We start from the raw sequence: 24,610 nt of genomic DNA, 5'->3' as shown, positions 1-24,610 counted from the left end.
ACGCCACGGAAGGAGCGAACATGTCGCAATTCACCACGTCTCAGGACGAGGACTCGGGCACAGCCGCGAAGGCGGGAGCCGCCGCGCAGGAGGCATCGGCGACCGCGAAGACGGCGGGGCACGCCGCCCAGGAGGTCGCGCAGTCTGGCGCCCACGAAGCGGCCGCCGTCGCCGGCGAGGCAAAGGCGCGCATCGGCGACCTCGTGTCGCAGTCGGGCCGTGAGCTGTCGGACCAGGCCGCGACCCAGCAGAAACGCCTCGCGGACGGGCTCGGCTCCCTGGGCGAGGATTTCACCCGCATGGCCGACGCCGACGAGGGCGGCGGGATCGCGGGTGAGGTGGTGCGCCGCGCAGCGGAGCACGCGTCGACCGTGGGCTCGTGGCTCGCGGATCGCGACCCTCAGCAGCTCGTGAAAGACGTCACCGCGTTCGCACGTCGTCGCCCCGGCACCTTCATCGCCGTCGCGGCCATCGCGGGGGTCGTGGTCGGCCGGCTCAGTCGCGCGATCGCCGCCGGAGCCGCGTCGGACGACTCGGGTGCGTCCGCTCCCGCGACGCTCGGCGGTCCGCGCTATGCGGATGCGGACGCCGCGGTCCGGGCCAGCGACGACGGCGCGGACAGGCTCGAGGGGTATGTCCCCCCGGTCGGCGTCGTCGACGCGACGCCCATCGTCCCGGTCGTGGACGGCACGCGGCCGACCGAGCCTGTCGGCGACGGCACGGGCCTGACGGCCGACGTCGACGACCCGCCGCTGTACACCGAGTCGGCGGCACGCCTCGACGGCGCACGTGAGGGAGGTTCTGATGACCGACCCGACACCCTCTGAGCAGAGGGCTGCGACGACGTCGCTGGGCGAACTCGTCGGCGAGGTCACTCGCGACATGTCGACGCTCATGCGGCAGGAACTGGCTCTCGCCAAGGCCGAGGTGAAGGAGTCGGCGACGAAGTCGGCGAAGGGCGCCGGGCTGCTCGGTGGCGCAGGATACGCGGCCGGCATGGTCGTGCTCTTCCTCTCGATCGCGCTCTGGGAGGCGCTCGCGCTGCTGATCGGGCACGCCTGGTCGGCCGTGGTGGTGGCCGTGATCTGGGCGGTGGTCGCGGGGATCCTCTTCGCCATCGGCCGGAGCCGCCTCAAGACCGTGGAAGGGATGCCGCAGACCGCGGCCACCCTTCAGGAGATACCGGAAGCATTCGCAAGGAATGAGGAGAACCGATGACCGATTCACCGGAAGCCATCCGCGCCGAGATCGAGCGCACCCGTGCCGACCTGGGCTCCGACGTCGATGCCCTCGCCGACAAGGTGACGCCCTCGAAGATCGTCGATCGGCAGAAGAGCAAGCTGCACGGCGCCGTCCGCAGCGTCCGCGATCGCGTGATGGGGGTCGCCGACGATGCCGGGAGCACGGCATCCGGCCTCGCCCACCGGGCGGGGGACGCCGCGCACGACGCAGGCCACGCGGTGAAGGGGAACCCGCTCGCCGTCGGGCTCGTCGCCTTCGGCGCGGGCCTCGTGCTCGCCTCGCTCATCCCGCCCTCGCGCGCCGAACGCGACGCGGCCGCGAAGGCGAAGGACAAGGCGGCTCCGCTGATCGACGAGGCGAAGGACGTCGCGCACGACATCGTCGCCGACCTGAAGGAACCCGCGGGCGAGGCCGTCGACGCAGTCAAGGATCGTGCCGCCGAAGCGGTGCAGCACGTCAAGGACGACTCCGCCGACGCCGTCTCCACCGTGCGGGACCGCGCGCAGGATGCCGGAGAGACCGTTCGCGGCGCGTGAGGACACCGCGGGGTGGGGCACCGGGCTCGCTCCACCCCGCGGCCGGCGGCGCCGCCGGGATGCGCATCATGTCACCGTTGTCAAGCGGGCACCGCCGCGACCCGCGTCGGGTTATGACGGAGGTCGAGACGCCCGTCGGGAGACGGGGCATCCCGTCGGGAGACGGGAGTGAGGAGCACATCATGATCTACGGACAGCAGAGCGGACAGCAGGCGGGCTCGGTGTGGAGCATCGCCATGTCGACCGCCATGGGCAACGGCATCGTGCCGCGATCGACCGACGAACCGCGCGAGCGCACGGCGCCGCGCTGGCCCTGGTCGCGCACACGCGACGCCGGCGAGGCGATGGTGGTCGCGCCCCGCGCCTGACCCACCGCCCCTTCACCCGACGCGTCGGTCCCTCCCCCGGGGGCCGGCGCGTCGGCTCGTGTCCGGGCGTTCACACGATGGTCTCCCGGGCGTAACCCAGCCCACGGGGTCCACGCCTCAGCATGGGACGACCGCATCCGCGGTGCCTCTCCCCGGCTGAAACGAGACCCCGATGACGCGATCCATCCGTGTGCTCTCCCTCTACGAGGGCTTCTTCGCCGGTGGAGCCCGCATCCTGCATTCCGACGTCGTCGCGGGACTTGCGCGCGACGGCTCGCAGGAGCACCGGGTGCTCTCGCTCACCGCGTCCGCGCGCCGCGACGCGTCGCTGCAGCTCGCGCGCGATGACACGCGCTACCGGCGCCTTCGCGAGGCGGGCGTGGAGATCACGGCGTTCGACCGCGTCGCCGGCGACCGCCCGATCGCCCCGGAGGACTACACCGCGGCCGAGCTCGACCACGCCGCCGCTCTCTTCTGCGACGCCGACGTCGTGCTCTCGCTGAAGGAGCAGCCGCTGAGCCTCGTCGTCGCGCTGGACCGGGCAGGTCTGCTCCCCGACGTCCCCGTCGCGGCGTGCCTGCACCGGTCCGACCCGACACACTCGGGCCCCGCCCTGGGATGGCTGACGGATGCCGCCGCCTCCGGCGCCGTGACGGCCACCATCTCGTGCGCCCTGTCGACCTCCGACGCCTATGCGCGGGCCGGGGTGGCGGCGCACGAGGCGTGGGTCATCGACAACGGCATCGACACACGCCGCTTCCGCCCGGGCACGCGGGCGGAGCGCCGTCGCATCCGCTCGGCCCTCGGCATCCCGGAGTCGGCACCCGTGGTGCTGCTGGCCGCTCGCTTCGACGCGATGAAGGATCCGGGGCTCTTCCTCCGCGCCGTCGCCGCGCACGCGCGCCGCGCGCCCGCCACGCACTACCTCATGTGCGGCTCGGGGATGACGGCTGACAACCCCGCGTTCCGGGCGCTGCGCACCCAGAGCGGGGTCGGTGACGAGGTCGCCCTGCACGCGTTGGGCCTGCGCGAAGACATGCCCGAGCTGTACCGCATCGCCGACGTCGTGGCCCTCACGAGCGCCTTCGGCGAGGCGTCTCCGCTTTGCCTGGTCGAGGGCGCGGCCTCCGGGGCCGTACCCGTGACGACCGACGTCGGCGACGCCGCGCGCATGGTGGAGGGGTTCGGTCTCGTCACCGCGCGCGACGTCGCCGCCATCGCCGAGGCGTGGGGCGACGCCCTCGCCCTGCGTCCGGCCCTGCGCGGGGCCGCTCTCGCGGCCCGCGGACGATTGGACCGCCGCCGCATGATCGACGAGTACCGGGGTGCCATCGCCGGACTGCTGCTGCGCGACGCGATCGCGGCCTGACCCCGACGGGACGCGGGTCTCACCGACGTGCCCGCACCATAGACGCCGTGCGACACCCGCACCATCCCCGCGCCGGGGCCCGCGAAGCGTGTCTACAGTGAGGCATGACCGCCCGAATCGTGTCGATCGGCACGGCCCTGCCCGACACCCGCGTCACCCAGTCGACGCTGCGCGACCTCTTCGCCGCGCAGCCGGGCTTCGACCGCAAGGCCCAGCGCCTGGTCGGGGCCGCCTTCGACGCCGCCGCGATCGACACCCGTCACGTCGTGCTGCCGCAGCTCGCGGGTGCCGCCGGAGACGGCCTCCCCGTGCGCGACGGCGACACCCTGCTCATGCCGCCGACGGGGGCCCGCAACGACGAATACCGCCGCACCGCCCCGGGGCTCTTCGCCGCGGCCTCGCGCGCCGCGATCGACGGGTCCGGATACGGCACGGATGCCGTGACGCACGTCGTCACGGTCTCGTGCACGGGGATGTTCGCCCCCGGGCCCGACTACCACCTCGTGCGCGACCTCGGGCTCTCCCCCACCGTCGAGCGGTACCACCTCGGATTCATCGGCTGCGCGGCCGCGATCCCGGCGCTGCGCCTCGCGGCGCGGATCGTCGGGAACGACCCCGCCGCGGTCGTGCTCGTGGCCTGCACCGAGCTGTGCTCGCTGCACTGGCAGACCTCGTCGCACCCCGACCAGATCGTCGCCGCCTCGGTGTTCGCCGATGGCGCGGGCGCCGCGGTCGTGGCATCCGGGGATCCCTCGCGCGACGGCCTCGACCTCGACGGCTTCGCCACCCACGTCACCGACGACGGCGAGAAGGACATGGCCTGGACCGTCGGCGACTCGGGCTTCGAGATGACGCTCACGCCCGAAGTTCCGCGAATCATCGGTCGCGAGATCTCGGCGATCGCCGCCGACGTGCTCGGCGACCTCGCCGACGTCGACGCATGGGCGGTGCATCCGGGCGGGCGCAGCATCCTCGACCGCGTCGAGAGCGCCCTCGGACTGGATGCCACTGCCCTGGCTGCCTCGCGCGAGGTGCTGCGCCGGCACGGCAACATGTCGAGCGCCACGCTGCTGTTCATCCTGCGCGACCTGCTCGCCGACTCCGCCCTGAAGGACGGCGACCGGGTGGCGGCGATGGCCTTCGGTCCGGGACTGACCGTGGAGGCGGCGACCATCACCGCGCGCCGCGCCTCGGCGTGAGCGCGCTCTCCGGTCTCGCGCGGCGCGACACCGCGCTGACCGAGCTGATGGACGATCCCGATTGCGATCCGCGGGCGCTCTCGGCGACCTACCGCCGGTTCGACGTCGTGAACCGCCTCGTCTCGGCCTGGGGCCGGGTGTACCGCACGCGCGTGCGGCCCGAGCTCTCGGCTCTCGGTCGCCCCGCCCGCGTGCTCGACCTCGGGTCGGGAGGCGGCGACGTGGTCGCGCGTCTGGCCGCCCTCGCTGCGCGCGACGGCCTCGAGGTCGAGTGGGTGGGGGCCGATCCCGACCCCCGCGCGCACGAGGCCGCCCGGCTGCGGGAGCGTCCCGGGGTGCGGTTCGTCTCCCAGGGCTCGCGAGAGCTGATCGCGGCGGGCGAGACGTTCGACCTCGTGCTGTCGAACCACGTGCTGCACCATCTCGACGACGCGTCGCTCGCGGCCTTCGCCGACGACAGCCTCGCCCTCTCGCGCGGTGCGGTGCTGCACGCCGACATCGCGCGCGGGCGCCTCGCCTACGGCCTGTACGCGGTGGGCATCGCGCCGCTCTCGATCGGCACCTTCCTGCGCGTCGACGGGTTGCGCTCGATTCGCCGGAGCTACCGCCCCGCAGAACTGGCCGCCGCCCTGGGCACGCCCTGGGTCGTCGAGACACCGGCGCCGTTCCGGGTGCTCGCCACGGCGAGAGGGCGCGCGCGTGACTGAGGTGCTCGTCGTGGGCGCGGGACCGGTCGGCCTCGCCCTCGCCGCCGATCTGCGCACCCGTGGCGTCGCCGTGGAGGTCGTCGAGCGACGCGCCGATCCCGGTGCGGGCACGCGAGCCATCGGCATCCATTCGCCCGCCCTCGAACTGCTCGAGGCCTCAGGGGCGACGGAAGGGATCCGGCAACGCGCCGTGCGCATCTCGCGGGGAGAGGCCCGCGCCGACGGCCGGCTGCTGGCCGGGATCCGGTTCGATCGCCTGCGGGCTCGGCATCCGTACGTGGCGGCGCTGCCGCAGTCCGACACGATCGAGGTGCTCACCGCGCTCGCCCCACCGGTGCGGCGGGGTGCGGGCGTGGTGACGCTGAGCCAGGAGGGCGACGGCGTCCGCGCGCAGCTCGACGACGGGGACGAGATCCGCGCGGGAGTCGTCGTCGTCGCCACCGGGTGGTCGGGGCGAGACCTCGTGTATCGCCCGGGGGCCGTGCGTACGCACCACTACCCCGATACATACGTCATGGCCGACGTCGTGGCATCCGGGGGGCCCGTCGCCCGCGTCCACCTCGAGCGGGAGGGGGTGGTCGAGTCGTTCCCCCTGCCGGGCGGGCGGCGCCGACTCGTCGCGTGGGCGGGCCGTGGGGAGGTGACGGATGCCGACGGCTTCCTCCGCGACGCCGTCGCCGCCCGCACCGGGACGGCGCTCGAGATCACGGGCGCGTCGACGTTCGGGGTGCGGCGGGCGGTGGCGCCGGCCCTGCGGCGCGGACGCGTGGTCGTGGTGGGTGACGCGGCGCACGAGGTCAGCCCGATCGGCGGTCAGGGGATGAACCTCGGCCTGCTCGACGCGCTGACGCTCGCGCCCCTGTTGGAACCGTGGGTACGGCGCGGGGACGACACGGATCTCGCTCGGTGGGAGCGCGACCGCCTGGCCTCGGCGCGGCACGCGGCGCGTCTCGCCTTCCTGAACACGCTGCTCGGGCGCGCGGCCGGCGCCCCCGCGCACGCGGCACGAACGGCCGCGCTGCGCACCGTGCTGCGCGGGCCGGGCGGCGCCGTGTTCACTCGGGCGTACGCGATGCGGTTCGACCAGGCGGCGCGGGGCTGACGCGCGGCGTCGCGGCGGGCGTGCGTGAGCTGCACCCGCTCGGCATCCCCACCGCCGGCAGTGCCGACACCGTCTCCGACGGAATCACCACCCGGCCATCCCTCTTCTCCGCGGGCGACATCGTCGTGTCCGACCGCCGCCTCGTCCGTGGACGACGAAGGCCCCGCAACCCGAAAAGGAGCCGAGGCCTTCGGATGCGCGAGCGTCAGCTGCAGGTGACCGGCGGCACGTCCGGCGCGCTCACAACGGGGCCGTCGAGGCGCATCGTGTTGCCCTCCGTCATGTAGGGCGACTGCTCGAGCGGCTGAACGTAGCGGCCGTCCATGCATTCGGCGTCGTAGTACGCGACGCCCTCGGGCAGCGGATCGGCGGGCTCGCCGAACGCCGCCACGAAGTCATTCGGGCAGCCCTCCGTGCCGGAGCACTCGAAGCCGTCGGGGTAGACGATCCACAGCTGGTCGTCGCTACGCGCCCAGGCGGGCAGTTCGGTGATCGGCGGAGTGGCCGTGGGAAGCGGGTACTCAGCCTCGGGAGTGCTCGCCGGGGTGACGGTGGGCGCGGGAGTCGGGGCGCACGCCGTCATCCCCGCGAGGAGCGCGAGCGAAGCGAGGCTGACCGTGATCTTGGCTACAGGGGTCATCCCGCCAGCTTCACATCCGCTCGCGGTGGTCGCCAATCCGCGGGGCGCGCGCGTCACGGGCGCAGCGTGAGCACGTCACCGGGCCATCTGTCCCGGAGCGTGGGGAGGTCGCTCAGGTCGCGACGAGCTGGGCGGCGAGCAGCAGAGCGGCGAGCATCGTGAGCTGGAACACCGCCCGCCCCGGTGTCCGCACGAACACCAGCACCGCGGCGGCGAGCGCGACCACCAGCACGGCGACGAAGAAGATGACGCCGACCGGGGTGGCATCCGTGCCGAGGAGCACCGCGACCGCGCCGACGACGATCCCGAACGCGGCGAGCACGACCGAGGCGCGCGCGCCGAGACGGTGCGGCAGGCCGCGCACCCCCGTGCGGCGATCGTCGTCGAGGTCGCGGACGACGTTGGTGAGGTGCACGGCGGCGCCGAGGGCGGCGCCGGCGAGGGAGGCCCACGGGGCGGCGAGGCCCGGATCGGACTGCGACAGCGTCGCGAACGAGGGGAAGAGCCCGAAGCTCAGCAGGAACGGGACGATCGAGAACGGCGTGGACTTGAGCCCGGCGTTGTAGGCCCACGCCGAGGCGAGGGCGATCGCGTGTGCGGCGAGCAGCCCCGGCCCGAGCGGTACCGACAGCGCGACCGCGACGACGAGGGCTGCCACGGCCACCGCGAGCGCGCGCTCCGGGGTGACCGCTCCCCCGGCGATGGGCTTGTCGGTGCGGCCGACCGCCGCGTCGCGGGCGCCGTCGATCGCGTCGTTGGACAATCCGACCGAGACCTGCCCGGCGAACACGGCCACGACCAGCAGCACGAGACGCGCGGGCTCCACTCCGGCCGCGATGCCCAGCGCGAGCGACAGGGCCGTGACCACGAGCGTCGGCCCGGGGTGAGTGGCGCCCCACAGCGCCCGCACGAGGGGCGGCTTCGCCGCGGCATCCGTCACCTCGACGACGCTACCGTGGCGAGGCGCGTTCGCGGCACCGCGCGATGACGAGCGCGCGAGGTCGTCCCGCGGGGCGACACCGGCCGCACGAAAGGCCATGTGGGGGGGGTCGGGGCGATCAGTGGGCCCCGGTGGCGTGCGCGTCCCGCACCGCGTGTTCGGCCCCGGCCGTCCACGGGTCGCCGTGGCCCGGGAGCATCGTGCCGGCCCGGGTCTCGGCGAGGGCGCCGAGCACCGCGAGCGCCGCGGTGCTGTCGGCGGTCGCCGCGCGGGCGACGATCTGCGGCCCCACCCGCCCGGTGTACGGGTCGAGGGTGACTAGGGCGTCGCCGGTGAACAGCAGGTCGCGGTCGGGGAGGTGAAACGCTGTGTGACCGTAGGTATGACCCGGGGTCGCGATCGGGACGAGGCCGCCCAGCAGCGGCTCGCCCGGGCGGATGTCGCCGAGCGCGGCCGCACCGCGGACGGAGAGTGCCCCGGCTCGGGCCATCTTCGCGAGAGCCGGGATGCCTCCGGGGTGACGGAGCGGATACAGGGCGCGAGACGCCTCGCGGTCGTAGCGGTAGGGATGCCGCACGAGCGGCACGTCGGCTTCGTGCACGTGGATCGGGACGTGGTGTTCGCGCTGCAGGCGGTCGACGGTGCCGACGTGGTCGAAGTGGCCGTGTGTAAGGGCGACCGACACCAAGTCGTCGGGACCGGAGCGATGCGCGGCCAGGGCGGCGACGAGGTACGGCCACGACCGTGGCAATCCCGTGTCGACGAGGATCAGGCCGTCATCGGTGGCGATGAGGTAGCTGTTGGTGAGGGCGCGCGTGATCATCAGCACGCCGTCGGCGACCTCTCTTACCCCGTCGGGCGTGCGCCCGGGTCCTGCGTGTTCTTTCGACATGTCGCACACCCTCGTGCGGGGACGGGCGGACCGCACACGGGGTTGCGGGTGCGCCGAGGCGCTGTTAGCGCGTCGGGCCGGCGTCAACCCCCTCGGGGTGCCCGGTCCCGCCGCTTAGCGTCGCCCCGCGAGGAGCCGCCGAGGCCTCACGCGGAGGGGACAGCATGGGTCAGGTCGTCGTCGTCACCGGCGGTTCGCGCGGAATCGGACGGGCGGCGGCCCTGCGCTTCGCCCGCCGGGGTGCCCGGCTCGCGCTCGTCGCGCGCGACGAGATCGCCCTCGCCGCGGCCGCCGAGGAATGCCGCCGCCGCGGGGCCGAGGTGCTCACCCTCTCGATCGACCTCGCCACCCCCGACGGACCGGCACGGGCGGCGGATGCCACGGTCGCCCGCTTCGGACGGATCGACGTGTGGGTGGGGTCGGCGTCGGTCTTCTCCTACGGTTCGGTCGAGGACACCCCCGACGAGGTGCGCGATCGGGTGATCGAGACGAACCTCCTCGGACACATGCGCGCCGCCCGCGCCGTGCTGCCGTACTTGCGCGCGGGCGGGGGCGGCACGATCGTCTTCGTCGGCTCGCTCTACTCGCAGGTGGCCGGGCCCTACGTCTCGTCGTACGTCGCCGCGAAGCACGGTCTGCTCGGCTTCGCGCGCTCGCTGCGGCAGGAGATGCTCGCGCACCGCGGCATCCGGGTGAAGGTCGTGCTGCCGGCCAGCATCGACACCCCGATCTACCAGCGCGCAGCGAACTACACCGGGCGCACCGCCTTCCCGCTCCCGCCGGTGGTCGCCGCCGACCGCGTGGCCCGCGCCATCGTGCGTGTGACGCGCGGACGCCGGCACGAGGTGGGCGTGGGGGCCGCGCAGTTCGTCACCCGTCCGCTGCAGTTCCTCGCGCCGCGCGTCTACGACCGCTTCATCCGCGCGCTGCAGCACGCGCTCGGCCTGCGCCGCCGGCCCGCGACACCGACCAGCGGCGCGGTGCTGGAGGCGCAGCACGACCCCGGCGCGGTGAGCGGCGGCTGGGCGCGCGTGCCGCTGCGGCGCCCGCGTTCTTCCACGGGAGGCTGAGCCCGTCGAAGCCTCCGGTCCCTTCGACAGGCTCACGGACCTCCCGCCACAGGAGGCTGAGCCTGTCGAAGCCCCCGCGGTCGAGAGGACCGATCGGTCAGGCGGCCGTCTCGAAGCCCTCGCGCTGGGTGTTCTCGTCGGCGACCCGCACGCCCCAGCGGTAGGCGAGCTTTCCGCCGAGCCAGCCCGAGACGCTCAGCCCTGCGGAGGCCATGACGCTGAGCCCGAAGGCCACGACCGGGACCCGCGCGAGATCCAGCGCCCGCACGACGAGGCTGGTCGAGAACAGCGCCATCGCGGTGACGTTGATCACCATATGAGCGACGGCCGTCCGCCGAGCCGGCGTTCCGCGCGGAATGCGCGACATGTCGAGCAGGCCGAGCACCGACGCCCCCACTGCCCCGCCGAGACCGATCGCGATGAGCCAGCGCGAGCCCTTCGCGAACGCCCGGGGATCGTCGGCGGCGAGACCCAGCAGGTCGAACACGAGGCTCGACGACCACGCCCCGATGGGCACGGTCACCGCGACCGGATGGAACGGGTGTCCGTACGGCCCCGCCACGATCGAGCGCGGCACCTTGGCCGCGCGCATCGCGGGGAAACTCGCTCCGCTCCGCGGCGCCGGGACCGTCGAGGGCCCCGGCGCCGCGGCATCCATCCCGTTCATTCCTTGTGCAGCGCGTCCTGCGCGCGCCCGGCGAGCTTCTCGACCGTGTTCGGCAGCTCGGTCGTGCCGTAGAACCGCACGTCGGGCTTGGTGGGCGGGGGCATCGGCACGCCCGCGGGGGGCTCGGGGAGGTAGGTGAACTCTCCCTTGCCGTCGGGCGTCGGCTCCGAGGCCCAGGTGCCGTCACCGGCCTGCGCACCGTTGCTGAAGTTGATGTATTGGTACGACACGTCGCGATCCTCCTTGTCGAGGGGGAAGTTGCTCGGCACGGGCATCTGCTCGTAGCCCTCGGCCTGCAGCTCGGCGGCCGCGGCGGCCCACTGGTTCTGATGCATCGTGTCGCGGGCGAGGAGGAACGCGAGCAGGTCCTTCACGCCGTGGTCGTCTGTCTGGTGATACAGCCGCGCGACCTGGACGCGCCCCTGCATCTCGGCGTTCGCGTTGGCGGTGAAGTCGGCGAGCAAGTTGCCGCTCGCGGTGATGAAGCTGCCCTGCCACGGGTTGCCGTTCGCGTCGACGGGGCGGGCACCAGCGCCTGCGACGATCCCGTGCTGGATGTCGGTGCCGCCGATCACGGCGGCGACGGTCGGGTCGTCCTGCACGGCCTCCTCGGTGATGCCGAGCGGCGACTTCTCCAGCAGCTGCGCGATCATGATCGCGAGCATCTCGACGTGACCCATCTCTTCGGCACCGATACCGAACACGAGGTCGCGGTACTTGCCGGGCATGTGCATGTTCCACGCCTGGAACTGGTACTGCATCGCGACCGAGATCTCGCCGTACTGGCCGCCGAGCACCTCCTGGAGCTTGCGGGCGTAGACGGCGTCGGGCTTGTCGGGGGTGGCGCTGTGCTGGAGTTCTTGTCGGTGGAAGTACATGTCTCTCCTCGTCGTCGGGACGCCGACCGGGGGGCTCGGCATCGACGGCCACGAAACGCTTCCTCGCAGGGGTCCGGCACGGGGGTTGCGGGCGCGGTCGACGCGGGCCACAATCGCGCGCCCGACCTCTTGGCACTCTCGACCCGAGAGTGCTAATCTTCTGCCGAGTTGAGCGAACATGACTCAACTTCTAGAGCCCCGGATGCCACGTCCGGACTGATCGAAAAGGAGAACGACCATGGCCACCTACGACCCCTTCCGCGACCTCGACCGCCTCGCGTCGACGCTCCTCGACGCCCGCCGCGGCGGTGGTCCGCGCCGGATGCCGATGGACCTGTACCGCGACGGCGATCACTACGTCCTCGCGGCCGACCTGCCCGGTGTCGACCCCGGGTCGGTCGACATCGACGTCGACGGCCAGCTGCTGACGATCCGCGCCGAGCGCACCCTCGGTTCGGGCGAGGGCGTGAAGTGGATCACCCGCGAACGCGAGACGGCATCCTTCGTCCGACAGCTCAACCTCGGGCAGGGCATCGACACCGAGCGCATCAGCGCCGCCTACCGCAACGGCGTGCTCTCGGTCACGATCCCCGTCAGCGAGAAGGCGAAGCCGCGGCGCATCGCCGTGTCGACCGACGACGGCGAGGGCGTGATCGAAGCGCACGACAGCACGCCGCAGCCCATCGAGCAGTGATCACCACCGGGCGAGGGAGCGGTCCCATCCACCCGCTCCCTCGCCCGGGCGCCTCCGCTTGTCAAGGGTCTCGAACAACCGCCGCTCCCTGACGCACAGTGCCTGGGTGCCGCCGACTCTGTCCTCGCCCCCGCCCGCTGCGCCCGTCGACGACGTCGAGGCCCGGCTGGTGCCGTTCGACGCCCGCGGACCCGTGAGCGCCGCGGTTCTGCGTCACCTCGTGGACGGTGTCGCCACCGGGCACACGGCACTCGCCGACGCGGCGGTCTCCACGACCGCCGACATCGCGTGCGACGACGATCTCCAGCTCGCGCTCTTCGCGCTGTATGCCTCGTCGTACGGATCGATCGCGGCGTTTCGTGCCGAGCTCGAGTGGGATCCCGCGCTCGTCGCCACCCGACGCGTCATCGAGACGGCCTTCGAGGCCTCGCTGCGCGAGAGCATCGCCGTCCCGCAACCACCCGCGCCCACCGCGGATGCCGTGGCCCGCGACCTCTTCGCCCTGACCGGCGCCGAGGGCGGCCCCAGCCTCTCGCGTCACCTGGCGCGCAAGGCCACGCTCGAGCAGGCGCACGAGTTCCTCGTGCACCGCACGGTGTACACGCTGCGCGAGGCCGACCCCCATTCCTGGGCCATCCCCCGCCTGACCGGCCGCCCCAAGGCCGCCCTCGTCGAGATCCAGTCCGACGAGTACGGCGCCGGTCGCCCCGACCGCGTTCACGCGACCCTGTTCGCACGGGCGGTCCGCGGAGCCGGACTCACCGACGCGTACGGCGCCTATGTCGATGACGTTCCCGCCGTCACCCTCGCGTCGCACAACACGATGTCGATGTTCGGACTCAACCGCCGCTTGCTCGGTGCGATCGTCGGTCACCTCGCCGCGTTCGAGATGACCTCCTCGATCCCCAACCGTCTCTATGCCGAGGGGCTGCGCCGGCTCGGCTTCGGCGACGATGTGTGCGGGTACTTCGACGAGCACGTCGAGGCCGACGCCGTGCACGAGCAGATCGCCGGACGCGACCTCGCCGGCGCCTTGGCCGAGGACCGGCCCGATTTGCTCCCCGACATCCTGTTCGGCGCGGCCGCGTGCCTCGAGGTCGACGACCGCGTCGGCCGACACATGCTGGACGCGTGGTCGCGGGGTGCGTCGTCGCTGCGCACGGAGGACGAACGATGACTGACGACCGCGTCACGATCACGGCCTACCCCGACGGTCCCCTCCTCGTCCGCGGTGACGCCCACCTCCTGACCAGCGAGGGGGCGGAGGTGCCCCGTACCCGCCGCACCGTCGCCCTGTGCCGCTGCGGACTGTCGACCATCAAGCCGCTCTGCGACGGAACCCACAAGGCGTCGGGTTTCCGCACCGAGGAGTGAGGCTCTCGCCCCGATGCGTCTCGACGCCGACGACGCGCTGCCGCTGCGACGGAGGGACGACGCCGGTCTCGACGAGCTCGCGGACGACCCTCACGACCTCGTGCGTCGGTCGGCCACGCCCTCACGCGCGCTGCGACGCCGGGTCGCGGACGGCCGCGACCATGCGTAGGCGGCCCGGCAGGAGAGGGGCCCACGCGCACGACGACGCCCCGACCACCGGGAGCGGTGACCGGGGCGTCGGAAGTGCGTCAGAGGTCTTCCGGAGCGAGATCGCCCTGACCCTCTTCGCCCAGTTCGACGACGCCCGGGTCCTCGCCCTGCGAGTCGGTACCGGTGGACTCGGGGTGGATGTCCTCGAGGGGGATGTCACTGTCGTCTGCCGGGATCTCGGCAGGGTCGGCGCCGGTCGCGGTGGCCGGGTTGATGTCGTCGGGATCGGCGCCCTCGTCGAGAGCGGTGGTGGCGTCCCACTCCGCCTGCGCCGGGTCGAGCGCGGGATCCGGCTCGATGGACGTGTCGCCGTCGCGCAGGGGCTGCACACCCGCGATTCCCACGTCCGCGGCCGGCATGGTCGCGTCGGGGGTCGGGTCGATCGAAGCGTCGCTCATGGGGGGTCCTTCCGTCGGACGCGGGGGGCCGCCGGAATCAGCGGTGAACCCATCCAACGCGGGCCCCGCGCAACCGGCCCGCCCCTTGACAGCCTCTCGGCGCGCCCGTACCGGACGTCACGTCCGGCCCGCGCTCCGCTCCACCACCCCACCCCGGGCCGCGCCACGACGCGGCGGAAGGAAAGCCATGGGAGAGTTCCTCTCGGTGCGCTCACGCGGAATCGACGACGTCGAACGCGTGTGGCGCCAGTTCGTCCCCAGTGCCCGTCTCGAGCGGGTCGACCCCCGTACCGTGTCGTTCTCGTGGACCTCGGTCGAGCTCGCGCACTTCTCGGCGGTGTCGTATGAACTCGCGGCATCCGTCCATTCCTCGGTGCGCATGACCGACCAGATCATGGCGTGCCGCATGATCGCGGACGACGTGCGCATCGAGTCGGAGGGGCGCCCCGTCGACCCGCGGCGACCATGGGTGACCTCGGACGCCGGGGCGGACGCGCAATGGACGGGTTCGGCGCGGGTACGTGCCTTCGTGTTCGACCGCAGCGACGCCGAGCGCGTCGCACGCATCGCCTCGGGCGACGACCGACTCGTGCTGCGTCGGATCGATCCACAGGCGCGGGATCGCGACGCCGCGACCCAGTGGGAACGCTCGTTCGCACACGTGTCGTCGTCGCTGGTCGCCGTCCACGACGACGGCATCCTGGCCGCGGAGCTGCACCGGCACGCGCTCCTGTCGACCCTGTCGGCGTTCTCGACCTCCTATGCCGAGGCCGTGCAGCGGGCCCACCAGCGCTCGTCGGCGCCGCGCGCCGTGCGCCGCGCCGTCGCGCACATCGAGGCGCACGCGCACGAGCCGCTCACCCTCGAGGACATCGCCGCGGCAGCGGGGATGTCGGGGCGCGGGCTGCAGCACGCCTTCCGCCGCACTCTCGACATGACGCCGATGGAATATGTGCGCCGCGTGCGGCTCAGTGCCGCCCACGAGGAGTTGCGCTCGGGCACCGCGGTGTCGGTCTCCGACGTTGCGAAGCGCTGGGGTTTCTCCAGCGCCTCGCGCTTCGCCCGGTACCACCGGGAGCACTACGGACAGAACCCGGCGCAGGTGGCCCGCATGTTCTGAGGCGTCGCGTTCGGTCTCGCCGTTGCGCACGGGGTGTCGGCGAGACCTTCCGAACACACAGCGATTGCACAGTGAAGACGGCGGGGCACGACAGCCCGCGAAAGGACAGATGTGGGCAAGTTCATCTACGAGGGCGGCGTTCGCAACGAGTTCGAGGACCGCCTCCTCGCGCACCTCCAGGTGGTCGTCGGCAACAAGCTGCGCCGCGGGGAGCCGTTCTACTTCGTGTGGAAAGACGACATCAGCACGGGAGGCGGCCGCACGTCGGTCTGGGTGCACCCCCGCGCCAACATCGTCTTCAAGTTCAACGGCGGACGCCCGCCCGCGCTGAACCGCGCGTGGCTCGAGGCGCTGATGTCGACGGCCAACTCCCCCACGGGTCTGTACGTCGTCCCCGAACCCGCCGACGAGACGGTGGCGCCCGAGTCGTACGCCTGACGCGGCTGTCAAGGCGCTGGCATCCCGGCCCCCGGCGGCGGAGCGTGGAGGGATGACCCCCTCTTCCTCCGCCGCGCCCGTGCGCGTCGTCGTGATCGGCGGCGGCAATGCCGGACTCTCCGTCGCCGGGCGGCTGCATCGCGCCCGCGTCGGCGAGATCACCGTCATCGAGCCGCGCGAGCAGCACGTCTTCGCCCCCCTGCAATCCCACATCGCGGGAGGGGCCGCGCGGGCGTCCGAGGCCGTGCGACGTCAAGCCGACGTCATCCCGCCGGGGGTGCGGTGGTTGCGCGACGAGGCCTTCACCGTGGATGCCGAGACCCGGCGCGTGCACCTCGTCTCGGGGAGACGGATCGACTACGACCAGCTCGTCGTCTGCGCCGGGATGCGGATGGCGTGGGAGCAGATCCCGGGCCTGACCGAAGCGATGGCGACCCCCGAGGGCGTGTCGAACTACGACTACGACCTCGCCGCGAAGGCCTCCCCGGTGCTGCGCGATCTGCGTCGGGGCACGGTGGTGTTCACCCAGCCGCCCGAGCCGGCATCCTGCGGTGCCGCCGCGCAGAAGCCGATGTATCTCGCGTGCGACTGGTGGCGCGCGATCGGCGTCCGTGACGACATCCGCGTCGTGTTCGTCTGCCCCGATCCCGTGCCCTTCGGCATCCCGGCCATCGATCGCGAACTTCGTCGCAAGCTCGACGAGTACGGCATCGAGGTGCGGTACCAGCGCGAACTCACGAACGTGGATGCCGGCAGCCGCACGATCGAGATCGGACACGGCGAGGCGCGCGAAACCATCGCGTACGACGTGCTGCACGCCGTTCCGCCCCAGCGAGCACCGGAGTGGATCGCCGGCAGCGGGCTGTCGGCATCCGATGATCCGCACGGGTTCGTCGACGTCGACCCCGAGACGTTCCAGCACGTGCGCCACCCCGAGATCTGGGCCCTCGGAGACGCCGCGACCGTCGCCACGCGCCGCTCGGGCGGGGCGATCCGGCAGCAGGCGAAAGCGCTCGTGAAGAACATGACGGCGGTCCTGGCCGGCCGCACCTCGACCGCGAGGTACAACGGCTACAGCGTCGTTCCGTTCACGGTGTCGCGGGGCACGGTCGTCTTCGCCGAGTTCGACCGCGCGGGTCGGTTGCAGCCCACCATCCCCTTCTGGCGGTCGCTCTACCGCGAGCGCCGCCTGTCGTGGATCGCCGATCGCCGTGTGCTGCCGTGGGTGTACTGGCACCTGATCCTGCGCGGGCGCGCCTGACGGCGCCGGCCCGCGGCCACGGGGCGCGCGCCCGGTCGCTCGCGCCCGGCGTCAGGTCGCGATAAACGCCATTCGTGCGCAGAAACGCCCTGACACCGCGTTTCCGCGCACGGATGGCGTTTATGCCGGTGGGAAGCGAGCGACGGGACCCGCTCGCGCCTATAGGGCACGAACGCCGATCCCTCAACCCCGGGGGCGGGCCGTCGGGATCGCGCGAAGACTGGGGGCACCCCGGAAACCCACGAGAAGAGGACATGCACCATGGCACAGGTCATCGAAACCATCGACGTCGACGTTCCCGTCCGCGTCGCCTACAACCAGTGGACCCAGTTCGAGGAGTTCCCGCACTTCATGAGCTTCGTGGAGTCCATCACGCAGAAGTCCGACACGCTCACGCACTGGAAGGTGAAGATCGCCGGTGCCGAGCGCGAGTTCGACGCCGAGATCACCGAGCAGCACCCCGATGAGCGCGTCGCGTGGAACAGCGTCGGCGGCGACGAGAACCACGCGGGTGTCGTGACCTTCCACCGCCTGTCCGACACCGAGACGCGCGTGACCGTGCAGATCGACTGGGAGCCCGCGGGCGCCCTCGAGAAGCTCGGCGCCGTCTTCGGCGCCGACGACCACTCGGTGAAGAAGGACCTGGCGAACTTCAAGGAGTACATCGAGTCGCGCGGCGCCGAGTCCGGCGCCTGGCGCGGCGACGTCAGCTGACGTCTCCCCCTTCGATGAGAAGCCGGGCCCGCCTTCAAGGCGGGCCCGGCTTCTCGTCATGGCGGCGTCACCACTGCGGGTGGATCTCCGCGCGCAGACGACGGTCGTACACGTCGCGCACGAGGGCGTCGAACGCGTCGAGGTCGAAGCCGCCGTCGAGCAGGCCGCCCGCCTCGGCGTTCGCGCGGGCCTGCTGCACCGAACGCGCTCCCGGGATGACCGCCGTGACACCCTCGCGCGACGCGATCCACGCGAGCGTCGCGGCCGGCAGCGTCACGCCCTCGGGGAGCGAGGCCTTGAGTTCGTCGGCCGCGGCCACGCCCTCCTCGAACGGCACTCCCGAGAACGTCTCGCCCTTGTCGAAGGCTTCGCCGTTGCGGTTGTAGGTGCGGTGATCGTTCTCGTCGAAAGTGGTGTTCGTCGTGTACTTCCCCGACAGCAGGCCGCTCGCGAGCGGCACACGCGCGAAGACCGCGACGTTCTTCTCGGCCGCGAGGGGCAGCACCTCGTCGAGGGGCTTGAGGCGGAACGGGTTGAAGATGATCTGCAGGTTGGTCAGGTTGGGCCGCCGCAGCGCCGACAGCGCCTGATCCATGGTCTCGACCGACGCCCCGTAGGCGGCGATCACGCCCTCCGACACGAGCTGGTCGAGGGCGTCCCACGTGGCGTCGCCGTCAATGACGGCTGACGGCGGGCAGTGCAGCTGCACGAGATCGAGCGTCTCGGTGTCGAGCAGACGACGCGAGCGATCGAGCCAGCCGCGGAAGTTCTCCATCACGTAGTTCTCGGGCACCTGGTCTTCCCGTCGCCCCATCTTGGTGGCGACGGTGATGCCGGCATCCGGCCTGCTCTTCAGGAACGCCCCGATGATCTGCTCGGACCGGCCGTCTCCGTAGACGTCGGCGGTGTCGAAGAGGGTGACGCCGGAATCGGCCGAGGCCTCGAGCACGGCACGGGCATCGCCCTCGCTGACATCACCCCAGTCGGCGCCGAGCTGCCAGGTGCCGAGGCCGATCGCCGAGACCTCACGGCCGGTACGGGAGAGGGGACGCTGCTGCATTGCGGTTCCTTTCGAAGCTTCTCCGAGCCTATCCAGCCCCTCCGACACCGGGGCCGATCGACGACGGATGCCGGTGACCCGGCGAGCGCAACCCCGGATGCGCTCGCGCACCCGACGCCTAGCGTGGCGACACACCCACGGAAGGAACAGCATGGACACCCCCGCCGAGCGGCTCCCCGGAGCCGACGAAGAGAACATCGTCCCCGACTCCGACGGTCTCGCCGCCGATGTGCCCGCGGGCGCCGCGGGCGCCGATTCGGGAGCCGTCGGCACGGCTCGCATCGACCCCGACGACGAAGCGCGCCTGCAGGGCATCTCGAGCCAGAACGACCTGCCCGGCGTCGGCACGCGCGCCGCCGACGGACTCACCGAGCGCGGCACGGACGACGCCCGCGGCGAGGGCGGGTCGACGTCGCGCCACACCGAGGACACCGGGGGCGCCGACCACGACGACCTCCCCACGGAGAAGAGCGAGGACGTGCGGACTCCGGCCTCTCCCCCGCGCAGCGACGACGGCGGCGAACCGCACGTCGACGCCGACGACCCCATCGCGGCCTTCCAGCCGGGCGTCGGTCGCGACTCCGCGGCATCCAGCAAGATCGCCCAGGGCCTCCCCGACCCCGACGAGGCCTGACCGGCCGACGCGGGAGGTTCGGTCGTCCGGACCTCCCGCGCCCGGTCCCCTCGACAGGCTCAGGGACCTCCCCACGTAGAAGGCTGACCCCGTCGGAGCCTCCGCAACCCGCGACCCGGGCCGGTCCCGATCGTCAGTGCGTCAGGCGCAGGGCGTCCTCGGCGAGGTGGAAGAAGCTCGGCACCGCCTCCGACACCGCGGCGACGTCGGTGTCGGCCATCAGCAGCACCACCGTCGCGTCCCCCGCGTCGTCGCGCACGAACCAGCTGCCGGTCAGCACACCGCGGCTCGAACCGCCCTTGAACGCCACGTACGGCCAGGTTCCGACATCGAGTCCCTGGCCCGGGTTCTCGCTCAGGATGTCGAGCACCTCGGCATCCTGAGTCCGCTGCAGCGCGTGGTGCACGGCGGCGACGTCGGCCGCCGACGCGAACCAGTCGAACCCGTTCTGCCACTGCGACGTGGTCACCGCCTCGCCCTCCACGGCGAGGGGCGCCGCGGCGATGCGGTCGAGCACCGCGCGCCTGCCCGCCTCGTCGGCGGCTTGCCATTCCGCCCGCAACGCGGGGTCTCCCCACCCGAGGGTGAAGATCTCCTTCGTGGAGGGGAAGGGCGTCAGCGCCGCGGGGTCGGCGTGGCCGCTGCGCGCGACCGCCGCTTCGACGCGCTCCCGACCGAGCCGCGCGATCAGCAGATCGGTCGCCGTGTTGTCGCTGATGCGGATCATGGCCGACGCGGCATCCCGCACCGACACCTCGGTGCCCGCGGGGGCATCCTGCAACTCGCCCGAGGGCAGACTACGGTCGGTGTCGGCGAGCACGAGGGTGTCGCCCCACGACACCTCCCCGGATGCCACGGCCTCCGCCGTCGCGAGCAGCACGTACAGCTTGAACACCGACGCCAGCGGGGCGGAGCGGTCGGCGTCGAGGGAGACCACGGTCTCGTCGCCCCGCTGGACGAGGGCGCTCACCTCGCCGGGCAGTTCGCGCAGCCGCTGCTCGACCTCGTCGAGCGAGGTCGACGGCTCCCAGGCCGGGGCGACGGGGCTCAGCAGCATCGTGGTGATCCGCCCCGCGGAGTCGATCGCGAGGGTGAGGTCGAAGGGGTCGCCGAGGGCGCCGGCGACCGTGGCGCGCGCCTGCGTCTCGGTGCCGGTGTAGGCGGTGACGGTGAACGGCGCCGCCGGGCGGATCTGGCGGTTCACCATCTCGGCGACCTGCTCCGCCGGCACCTGCTTCTGGAAGTTCTCGTCCAGCACCCGAGCCCACTCCCCGGCCGTGGTGTCGTTTTCGGCCTCGAACAGGTCGAGGACCCACGTCAACCGATCCCCGACGGGAGTGGAGGGGACCTCGACGGATGCCGCGGCGCTCGCGGTCGGGACGGGTTTCGCGCTCGTGCATGCGGTGAGGGCGGCGACGGCGACGAGCGAGACGAGGGCGGTCAGGCGACGGGCGAGGGTCACGAGGTTCCTTCCGGTGGGGTCCTCCCACGCTACGAGCGGGCGGCTTCGCGCACCTCCCCCTCTCGACGGAGGTGCGCGAAGCGGCCGGGGCGCGGGACGACATCCGCCGGACCCCCGTCCGCGGCATACCGTCCCCCGGGCCTCAGCGCGCTGCCGTGCCGCGCGTCCCCGACGGGGCAGCGCGCCGCGCCCGCCACCCGACGAGCACGTCGATCACGACGAACGCGGCGAGCGTGTAGCCCACGAGCGGCAGGAACAGCCCGATCGCGATCGCGACGACGAGCACCGCCGCGATCCCCCACCACGGCGCGCGCCCCAGAGCCCCTCGGGCCGGTGCGGCCGCGAGACCGCGGGTCGGTCGACGCCTCCACCACATCGCGTACCCGAGCACGACGAGAGCGGCGATGCCGAGGGCGAGCGCGAACAGCACGAGCTGGTTGGCGAGGCCGAACATCGTCCCCGAGTGCAGATCGATGCCCCACCGCGAGAGTTTCGCGAGCAGGGGGTAGTCGGCGAAGTCGACGCGATCGGCCACCTGCATCCGCGATCCATCGATCGCGACGGCATCCACCTGGGTCGGGAAGCTGCGGTGGATCTCCTGCACCACCCACGCCTTCCCGGCGGCGGCGGGCGGCTTGATCTCGACGTCGCCGCTGTCGACGTTGATGCGCTGCGCGATCGCGAGGACCGCGTCGAAGGTCGCGGAGTCGGCGGGGCCGGTCGCTGCCGCGGCGCTGTGCCCCGCGTGCCCGGCATGCTCTCCACCCGCTGCCCCGCCGTCGAGCGAGGTCGTCAGCGTCGGAGTGCCCTCCCCCACCGCGGCTCGGAGGTCGGACACGTGGGCTCCGGCGAACGTCGACCACGTGATGCCGGTCGCCGAGAGGAAGACCGCGCCGAGCACGACCCAGATCCCGACGGCGGAGTGCCACCCCGACAACCGGCGGTAACCGGTGTGACGGCGGTTCGGACGCACGAGGTCGCGGCGGCCCCGGCGCGAGCGCACGAAGCGTCCGATCCACAGTCCGAGCCCCGCAAGGGCGACGATCCCGAGCCAGGATGCCGCGAGCTCGCTGTACCAGCGCCCCGCATCCCCGAGGTGCAGCGACCGGTGCAGGTCGCTGATCCAGTGCCGCAGCGGCAGCGCTCCGCTCGTGCCGTAAGCGGGGAGATCGCCGCGGATCTCGGTCGTGGCCGGATCGACGAAGATCGCTCGCGTCGTGCTCTCGGGCAGCGTCTCGTCGGCGAACATGACGCGCGTCGTCGCGCCGGCCTCGGGCGCGGGGCGCACCGCGACGGGCGTCGATCCGTCGCCGAGGTGGGCCCGCGCCGCCTCGATCTGGGCGGCGAGAGAGACCCCCGGGGCGTCCGAGGCCGCGGTCAGCTCGTGCGCGTACATGACCTTCTCGAGGGTCGGTGCGACCGCGTACAGGGCCCCACTCACCGCCGCGACGAGGATGAACGGCCCCACGAGGAGACCGGCGAAGAAGTGCAGGCGCCGCAGCAGCGGGGTGAACCACCCTGCGCTGCCGGGCGGGCGGACGGCTGGGGAGGGGGCCGCGGCCGCAGGAGGGGAGTCGGTGGCGGTCATGCGACGACCACCGGACGAAGACGGGAAGAGGGCATGGGGATGTCGCTTTCCGGGCGCGAACGCCCGTCATCCGGCGCGCACAGCGGCACCGGTGCCGCGCCCTCCGACGGGCGGCCCGCGGGCCGGCGCGTGCGGAGGAGCGCGGAGAGGAAGGGGGCGCATCCGGGAGGGATGCGGGAGGAACCGGCGCGCGTATCGCGCGCGGCCGGATCCCCACCCGGAAGAGGGCGGGGAGAAGCTCAGGATGCCGCGAGCGGCGGACCGCGACGGCGAGCCGACGCGACGATGACGGTCGAAATCGGCACGACATCGGCGACGACCATCGCGTGCACGCGACGAGTCGGCGCCGGGCCGACGGAGACGGCGGCGACGCGCGCCCGCGCGCGAACCCACGCGACGCAGCGACCGGCGAGCGCCCCGAGGACGGCGACCGTGCGCTCACCGCGATGCAGCATCGCCGTGGTCGCGACGGCCGCGACGAGGTGACCGGCCCACATCGTGGCATCCACCGAGACGACCGGTGCCGCGGCGTCACCCGTCAGCAGGAGCGGCGCGCCGTGGACGTGACCCGCGACCCCGGGCTGGAAGCTGCCCAGCACGAAGAGCGTGTGGAAGAGCAGCTGGCTGAGGGCGACCGCGAGCCCGAGACGCGCCGGCGAGAGCCGTCGTCCGGCGAGGACGGTGCACACGACGAACGACAGGGCGAGGGGCACGACGACCCCGAAGAGCCCGGGCACCTCCCCGCCGCCGGAGACGTGGGAGAGCAGGGCGACGAAGGTGGCGACGGATGCCGCCACCGCGCCGCGCGCGACGCGCGGGGCCCGGCTCTGTCGTCGCATGGACTCATTGTGGCAGCACGCGAGGACCCCCTCCGCGCCCGACGGACGAGCTGTGCGACGAGGATCGGCGGTTCGCACGACTCGGTCGGTAGCATCGACCGACGACAGGAGCCCCCGTGACCGATCTCCCCGCAGACCGCGACGGCGACCCGCGACCCGCTTCGCGCCCGCGCGCCGTCATCGCCGGCGCGAGCGGCTTCGTCGGGCGGGCACTGACTCGCGCGTTCGAGGACGACGACTACGACGTCTACACGGTCGGCCGCACGGGGTCCGCGGTATGGGGGGATGCACCGGCGATCGCGCGCCTGGTCGACGGCGCCGATGTGCTGATCAACCTCGCCGGGAAGATCGTGTCGTGCCGGTACACCGACGCGAATCGCGACGAGATCCTCCGCTCCCGCGTCGAGACCACGCGTGCGCTGCACACCGCCGTCGCTGCGGCCGACACGCCGCCACGCGTTTGGATGAACGCCTCCACCGCCACGATCTACCGGCACGAGACCGAGCGCGGCAACGACGAGGTCGAGGGCGTGCTCGGTGAGGGGTTCTCGGTCGACGTCGCCACGAGGTGGGAGCGTGCGTTCTTCGCCGGCGAGCTGCCCGCGACGCGCCGCGTCGCGCTGCGTATGGCGATCGTCCTCGGCGACGGCCCCGCCACGCGCATGCTGTTCGCCCTCGCGAAACTCGGAGTCGGCGGGCCCCAGATCGACAGCTGGTGGTTCCCGCACCGGCGCTACCGCGGCATCGGCGCCCGTCCGACCGGACCCGTGTGGTCGTCGTGGCACCGGACGAGCGGACACCAGCGCTTCAGCTGGATCCACATCGACGACGTCGTGGCATCCGTCCGCTTTTTGCGCGACCACGACACGCTCTCGGGGCCGGTCAACCTCTCCGCTCCGGGCGTCAGCGACAACCGCACCCTCATGCGGGAGCTTCGGAGGGTGGCCCGGATGCCGTGGGGCCTGCCCGCGTGGAGATGGATGCTCGACCCGGCGATGGCGGTCTTGCGCAACGAGCCCGAGCTGGTGCTCAAGAGCCGGTGGGCGCTCCCCCGCCGACTGACCGAGGCGGGGTTCGCCTTCCGGTTCGCCGAGCTCGGCGGCGCCCTCGACGACGTCGCTGCATCGCGTCGGCCCCGAGCGCGCGATATTCTCGCCGCCTGAACGACGACGCCGCCCCGGCGCGGCCTCCCGGGGGCGGCACGCGCG

29 protein-coding genes are annotated in these 24,610 nt (G+C 72.7%); 19 read left to right on the top strand and 10 right to left on the bottom strand.

Translation table 11 applies throughout. The features are described from left to right. Positions 1–20 precede the first annotated feature (20 nt). The 8 genes from AB0N80_RS08105 (at position 21) to AB0N80_RS08070 (ending at position 6,523) form a co-directional block, all read left to right on the top strand. The gene (locus AB0N80_RS08105; protein WP_363578416.1) at positions 21–827 is read left to right on the top strand and encodes a hypothetical protein; all 807 of its coding nucleotides are present in this window, start codon (positions 21–23) and stop codon (positions 825–827) included. After that, a complete protein-coding gene (locus tag AB0N80_RS08100; RefSeq protein ID WP_363578415.1) occupies positions 805–1,218 on the top strand; it encodes a phage holin family protein in 414 nt (137 codons plus the stop codon). Before AB0N80_RS08105 ends, AB0N80_RS08100 begins: the two co-directional genes overlap by 23 nt. After that, a complete protein-coding gene (locus tag AB0N80_RS08095; RefSeq protein WP_315994923.1) occupies positions 1,215–1,778 on the top strand; it encodes a DUF3618 domain-containing protein in 564 nt (187 codons plus the stop codon). Before AB0N80_RS08100 ends, AB0N80_RS08095 begins: the two co-directional genes overlap by 4 nt. Positions 1,779–1,960: 182 nt before the next feature. After that, positions 1,961–2,146 (top strand): hypothetical protein, encoded by a 186-nt coding sequence (locus tag AB0N80_RS08090; RefSeq protein ID WP_363390106.1) that lies wholly within the window; start codon positions 1,961–1,963, stop codon positions 2,144–2,146. A 172-nt stretch (positions 2,147–2,318) separates the two neighbouring features. Continuing rightward, on the top strand, positions 2,319–3,515 hold the full coding sequence (locus tag AB0N80_RS08085; RefSeq protein ID WP_363578414.1) for a glycosyltransferase: 1,197 nt from the start codon (positions 2,319–2,321) through the stop codon (positions 3,513–3,515). A 104-nt stretch (positions 3,516–3,619) separates the two neighbouring features. Beyond that, the gene (locus tag AB0N80_RS08080) at positions 3,620–4,714 is read left to right on the top strand and encodes a type III polyketide synthase (RefSeq protein ID WP_363578413.1); all 1,095 of its coding nucleotides are present in this window, start codon (positions 3,620–3,622) and stop codon (positions 4,712–4,714) included. Next, the gene (locus AB0N80_RS08075; protein ID WP_363578412.1) at positions 4,711–5,421 is read left to right on the top strand and encodes a methyltransferase domain-containing protein; all 711 of its coding nucleotides are present in this window, start codon (positions 4,711–4,713) and stop codon (positions 5,419–5,421) included. The genes AB0N80_RS08080 and AB0N80_RS08075 overlap by 4 nt, the downstream gene beginning before the upstream one ends. Beyond that, complete coding sequence (locus tag AB0N80_RS08070; RefSeq protein ID WP_363578411.1) at positions 5,414–6,523, top strand: NAD(P)/FAD-dependent oxidoreductase; 1,110 nt, start codon at positions 5,414–5,416, stop codon at positions 6,521–6,523. Before AB0N80_RS08075 ends, AB0N80_RS08070 begins: the two co-directional genes overlap by 8 nt. Positions 6,524–6,728: 205 nt before the next feature. On the opposite strand, the gene AB0N80_RS08065 is transcribed toward AB0N80_RS08070, so the two are convergent. The 3 genes from AB0N80_RS08065 to AB0N80_RS08055 all read right to left on the bottom strand — a co-directional run bounded on the left by AB0N80_RS08065 (position 6,729) and on the right by AB0N80_RS08055 (position 8,995). After that, a complete protein-coding gene (locus AB0N80_RS08065) occupies positions 6,729–7,163 on the bottom strand; it encodes a hypothetical protein (protein ID WP_315994929.1) in 435 nt (144 codons plus the stop codon). 112 nt (positions 7,164–7,275) lie between these two features. After that, entirely contained in the window at positions 7,276–8,202 is a 927-nt protein-coding gene (locus AB0N80_RS08060; RefSeq protein ID WP_315994930.1) for a UbiA family prenyltransferase, read from the bottom strand. A 19-nt stretch (positions 8,203–8,221) separates the two neighbouring features. Next, positions 8,222–8,995, bottom strand: coding sequence for an MBL fold metallo-hydrolase (locus AB0N80_RS08055; protein WP_363578410.1), 774 nt, complete (start codon positions 8,993–8,995; stop codon positions 8,222–8,224). Positions 8,996–9,159: 164 nt separating this feature from the next. Between AB0N80_RS08055 and AB0N80_RS08050 the strand changes: the two genes are divergently transcribed. Further along, a complete protein-coding gene (locus AB0N80_RS08050) occupies positions 9,160–10,065 on the top strand; it encodes an SDR family NAD(P)-dependent oxidoreductase (RefSeq protein WP_315994932.1) in 906 nt (301 codons plus the stop codon). A 97-nt stretch (positions 10,066–10,162) separates the two neighbouring features. On the opposite strand, the gene AB0N80_RS08045 is transcribed toward AB0N80_RS08050, so the two are convergent. Both AB0N80_RS08045 and AB0N80_RS08040 read right to left on the bottom strand, forming a co-directional pair. Further along, positions 10,163–10,723, bottom strand: coding sequence for a DUF2231 domain-containing protein (locus AB0N80_RS08045; protein WP_363578409.1), 561 nt, complete (start codon positions 10,721–10,723; stop codon positions 10,163–10,165). Positions 10,724–10,728: 5 nt separating this feature from the next. Continuing rightward, complete coding sequence (locus AB0N80_RS08040; protein WP_363578408.1) at positions 10,729–11,610, bottom strand: manganese catalase family protein; 882 nt, start codon at positions 11,608–11,610, stop codon at positions 10,729–10,731. Positions 11,611–11,848: 238 nt separating this feature from the next. On the opposite strand from AB0N80_RS08040, the gene AB0N80_RS08035 reads away from it, so the two are divergent. From AB0N80_RS08035 to AB0N80_RS08020, 4 genes are all read left to right on the top strand, one after another. After that, positions 11,849–12,304 (top strand): Hsp20/alpha crystallin family protein, encoded by a 456-nt coding sequence (locus AB0N80_RS08035; protein WP_363578407.1) that lies wholly within the window; start codon positions 11,849–11,851, stop codon positions 12,302–12,304. Between the two features lie 208 nt (positions 12,305–12,512). Beyond that, a complete protein-coding gene (locus AB0N80_RS08030; RefSeq protein ID WP_363578641.1) occupies positions 12,513–13,481 on the top strand; it encodes an iron-containing redox enzyme family protein in 969 nt (322 codons plus the stop codon). Continuing rightward, complete coding sequence (locus AB0N80_RS08025; RefSeq protein ID WP_315994936.1) at positions 13,478–13,678, top strand: CDGSH iron-sulfur domain-containing protein; 201 nt, start codon at positions 13,478–13,480, stop codon at positions 13,676–13,678. Before AB0N80_RS08030 ends, AB0N80_RS08025 begins: the two co-directional genes overlap by 4 nt. A 13-nt stretch (positions 13,679–13,691) precedes the next feature. Further along, positions 13,692–13,847 (top strand): hypothetical protein, encoded by a 156-nt coding sequence (locus AB0N80_RS08020; RefSeq protein WP_363578406.1) that lies wholly within the window; start codon positions 13,692–13,694, stop codon positions 13,845–13,847. Between the two features lie 79 nt (positions 13,848–13,926). Here the strand turns inward: AB0N80_RS08020 and AB0N80_RS08015 are convergent, their stop codons facing one another. After that, a complete protein-coding gene (locus tag AB0N80_RS08015; RefSeq protein ID WP_363390142.1) occupies positions 13,927–14,286 on the bottom strand; it encodes a sugar ABC transporter ATPase in 360 nt (119 codons plus the stop codon). A gap of 187 nt (positions 14,287–14,473) precedes the next feature. Between AB0N80_RS08015 and AB0N80_RS08010 the strand changes: the two genes are divergently transcribed. From AB0N80_RS08010 to AB0N80_RS07995, 4 genes are all read left to right on the top strand, one after another. Beyond that, complete coding sequence (locus AB0N80_RS08010) at positions 14,474–15,406, top strand: helix-turn-helix transcriptional regulator (protein WP_315994939.1); 933 nt, start codon at positions 14,474–14,476, stop codon at positions 15,404–15,406. A gap of 111 nt (positions 15,407–15,517) precedes the next feature. Next, on the top strand, positions 15,518–15,844 hold the full coding sequence (locus AB0N80_RS08005; protein ID WP_315994940.1) for an ATP-dependent DNA ligase: 327 nt from the start codon (positions 15,518–15,520) through the stop codon (positions 15,842–15,844). Positions 15,845–15,896: 52 nt separating this feature from the next. Beyond that, positions 15,897–17,105, top strand: coding sequence for an FAD/NAD(P)-binding oxidoreductase (locus AB0N80_RS08000; RefSeq protein ID WP_363578405.1), 1,209 nt, complete (start codon positions 15,897–15,899; stop codon positions 17,103–17,105). Positions 17,106–17,366: 261 nt separating this feature from the next. After that, on the top strand, positions 17,367–17,819 hold the full coding sequence (locus AB0N80_RS07995; protein ID WP_076677050.1) for an SRPBCC family protein: 453 nt from the start codon (positions 17,367–17,369) through the stop codon (positions 17,817–17,819). 67 nt (positions 17,820–17,886) lie between these two features. Here AB0N80_RS07995 and AB0N80_RS07990 read toward each other — a convergent pair whose 3' ends face one another. Then, complete coding sequence (locus AB0N80_RS07990; protein ID WP_363578404.1) at positions 17,887–18,879, bottom strand: aldo/keto reductase; 993 nt, start codon at positions 18,877–18,879, stop codon at positions 17,887–17,889. Between the two features lie 151 nt (positions 18,880–19,030). Between AB0N80_RS07990 and AB0N80_RS07985 the strand changes: the two genes are divergently transcribed. Next, a complete protein-coding gene (locus AB0N80_RS07985; RefSeq protein WP_315994943.1) occupies positions 19,031–19,513 on the top strand; it encodes a hypothetical protein in 483 nt (160 codons plus the stop codon). A gap of 133 nt (positions 19,514–19,646) precedes the next feature. Here AB0N80_RS07985 and AB0N80_RS07980 read toward each other — a convergent pair whose 3' ends face one another. The 3 genes from AB0N80_RS07980 to AB0N80_RS07970 all read right to left on the bottom strand — a co-directional run bounded on the left by AB0N80_RS07980 (position 19,647) and on the right by AB0N80_RS07970 (position 23,402). Further along, a complete protein-coding gene (locus tag AB0N80_RS07980) occupies positions 19,647–20,975 on the bottom strand; it encodes a serine hydrolase (protein ID WP_363578403.1) in 1,329 nt (442 codons plus the stop codon). Between the two features lie 142 nt (positions 20,976–21,117). After that, positions 21,118–22,563 carry a PepSY-associated TM helix domain-containing protein gene (locus AB0N80_RS07975; RefSeq protein WP_363578402.1) on the bottom strand — a complete coding sequence of 482 codons (1,446 nt, stop codon included), beginning with the start codon at positions 22,561–22,563 and terminating at the stop codon, positions 21,118–21,120. 239 nt (positions 22,564–22,802) lie between these two features. Continuing rightward, the gene (locus AB0N80_RS07970; protein ID WP_363578401.1) at positions 22,803–23,402 is read right to left on the bottom strand and encodes a hypothetical protein; all 600 of its coding nucleotides are present in this window, start codon (positions 23,400–23,402) and stop codon (positions 22,803–22,805) included. Between the two features lie 116 nt (positions 23,403–23,518). On the opposite strand from AB0N80_RS07970, the gene AB0N80_RS07965 reads away from it, so the two are divergent. Next, entirely contained in the window at positions 23,519–24,565 is a 1,047-nt protein-coding gene (locus AB0N80_RS07965) for a DUF1731 domain-containing protein (protein ID WP_363578400.1), read from the top strand. Positions 24,566–24,610 lie beyond the last annotated feature (45 nt).

The organism is Microbacterium sp. NPDC089188 (assembly GCF_040685155.1).
Lineage (GTDB): Bacteria > Actinomycetota > Actinomycetes > Actinomycetales > Microbacteriaceae > Microbacterium > Microbacterium galbum.
The sequence above is the reverse complement of the archived record's forward strand: the minus strand, read 5'-3'. Positions and strand labels throughout refer to the sequence as shown.

What these genes read in the sequence shown, in the direction of transcription:
- AB0N80_RS08105 (WP_363578416.1), top strand. Translation starts at nt 21, where the DNA reads ATGTCGCAATTCACCACGTCTCAGGACGAGGACTCGGGCACAGCCGCG.
- AB0N80_RS08100 (WP_363578415.1), top strand. Translation starts at nt 805, where the DNA reads ATGACCGACCCGACACCCTCTGAGCAGAGGGCTGCGACGACGTCGCTG.
- AB0N80_RS08095 (WP_315994923.1), top strand. Translation starts at nt 1,215, where the DNA reads ATGACCGATTCACCGGAAGCCATCCGCGCCGAGATCGAGCGCACCCGT.
- AB0N80_RS08090 (WP_363390106.1), top strand. Translation starts at nt 1,961, where the DNA reads ATGATCTACGGACAGCAGAGCGGACAGCAGGCGGGCTCGGTGTGGAGC.
- AB0N80_RS08085 (WP_363578414.1), top strand. Translation starts at nt 2,319, where the DNA reads ATGACGCGATCCATCCGTGTGCTCTCCCTCTACGAGGGCTTCTTCGCC.
- AB0N80_RS08080 (WP_363578413.1), top strand. Translation starts at nt 3,620, where the DNA reads ATGACCGCCCGAATCGTGTCGATCGGCACGGCCCTGCCCGACACCCGC.
- AB0N80_RS08065 (WP_315994929.1), bottom strand. Translation starts at nt 7,163, where the DNA reads ATGACCCCTGTAGCCAAGATCACGGTCAGCCTCGCTTCGCTCGCGCTC.
- AB0N80_RS08060 (WP_315994930.1), bottom strand. Translation starts at nt 8,202, where the DNA reads ATGGCCTTTCGTGCGGCCGGTGTCGCCCCGCGGGACGACCTCGCGCGC.
- AB0N80_RS08055 (WP_363578410.1), bottom strand. Translation starts at nt 8,995, where the DNA reads ATGTCGAAAGAACACGCAGGACCCGGGCGCACGCCCGACGGGGTAAGA.
- AB0N80_RS08050 (WP_315994932.1), top strand. Translation starts at nt 9,160, where the DNA reads ATGGGTCAGGTCGTCGTCGTCACCGGCGGTTCGCGCGGAATCGGACGG.
- AB0N80_RS08045 (WP_363578409.1), bottom strand. Translation starts at nt 10,723, where the DNA reads ATGGATGCCGCGGCGCCGGGGCCCTCGACGGTCCCGGCGCCGCGGAGC.
- AB0N80_RS08040 (WP_363578408.1), bottom strand. Translation starts at nt 11,610, where the DNA reads ATGTACTTCCACCGACAAGAACTCCAGCACAGCGCCACCCCCGACAAG.
- AB0N80_RS08035 (WP_363578407.1), top strand. Translation starts at nt 11,849, where the DNA reads ATGGCCACCTACGACCCCTTCCGCGACCTCGACCGCCTCGCGTCGACG.
- AB0N80_RS08025 (WP_315994936.1), top strand. Translation starts at nt 13,478, where the DNA reads ATGACTGACGACCGCGTCACGATCACGGCCTACCCCGACGGTCCCCTC.
- AB0N80_RS08020 (WP_363578406.1), top strand. Translation starts at nt 13,692, where the DNA reads ATGCGTCTCGACGCCGACGACGCGCTGCCGCTGCGACGGAGGGACGAC.
- AB0N80_RS08015 (WP_363390142.1), bottom strand. Translation starts at nt 14,286, where the DNA reads ATGAGCGACGCTTCGATCGACCCGACCCCCGACGCGACCATGCCGGCC.
- AB0N80_RS08010 (WP_315994939.1), top strand. Translation starts at nt 14,474, where the DNA reads ATGGGAGAGTTCCTCTCGGTGCGCTCACGCGGAATCGACGACGTCGAA.
- AB0N80_RS08000 (WP_363578405.1), top strand. Translation starts at nt 15,897, where the DNA reads ATGACCCCCTCTTCCTCCGCCGCGCCCGTGCGCGTCGTCGTGATCGGC.
- AB0N80_RS07995 (WP_076677050.1), top strand. Translation starts at nt 17,367, where the DNA reads ATGGCACAGGTCATCGAAACCATCGACGTCGACGTTCCCGTCCGCGTC.
- AB0N80_RS07990 (WP_363578404.1), bottom strand. Translation starts at nt 18,879, where the DNA reads ATGCAGCAGCGTCCCCTCTCCCGTACCGGCCGTGAGGTCTCGGCGATC.
- AB0N80_RS07985 (WP_315994943.1), top strand. Translation starts at nt 19,031, where the DNA reads ATGGACACCCCCGCCGAGCGGCTCCCCGGAGCCGACGAAGAGAACATC.
- AB0N80_RS07975 (WP_363578402.1), bottom strand. Translation starts at nt 22,563, where the DNA reads ATGACCGCCACCGACTCCCCTCCTGCGGCCGCGGCCCCCTCCCCAGCC.
- AB0N80_RS07970 (WP_363578401.1), bottom strand. Translation starts at nt 23,402, where the DNA reads ATGCGACGACAGAGCCGGGCCCCGCGCGTCGCGCGCGGCGCGGTGGCG.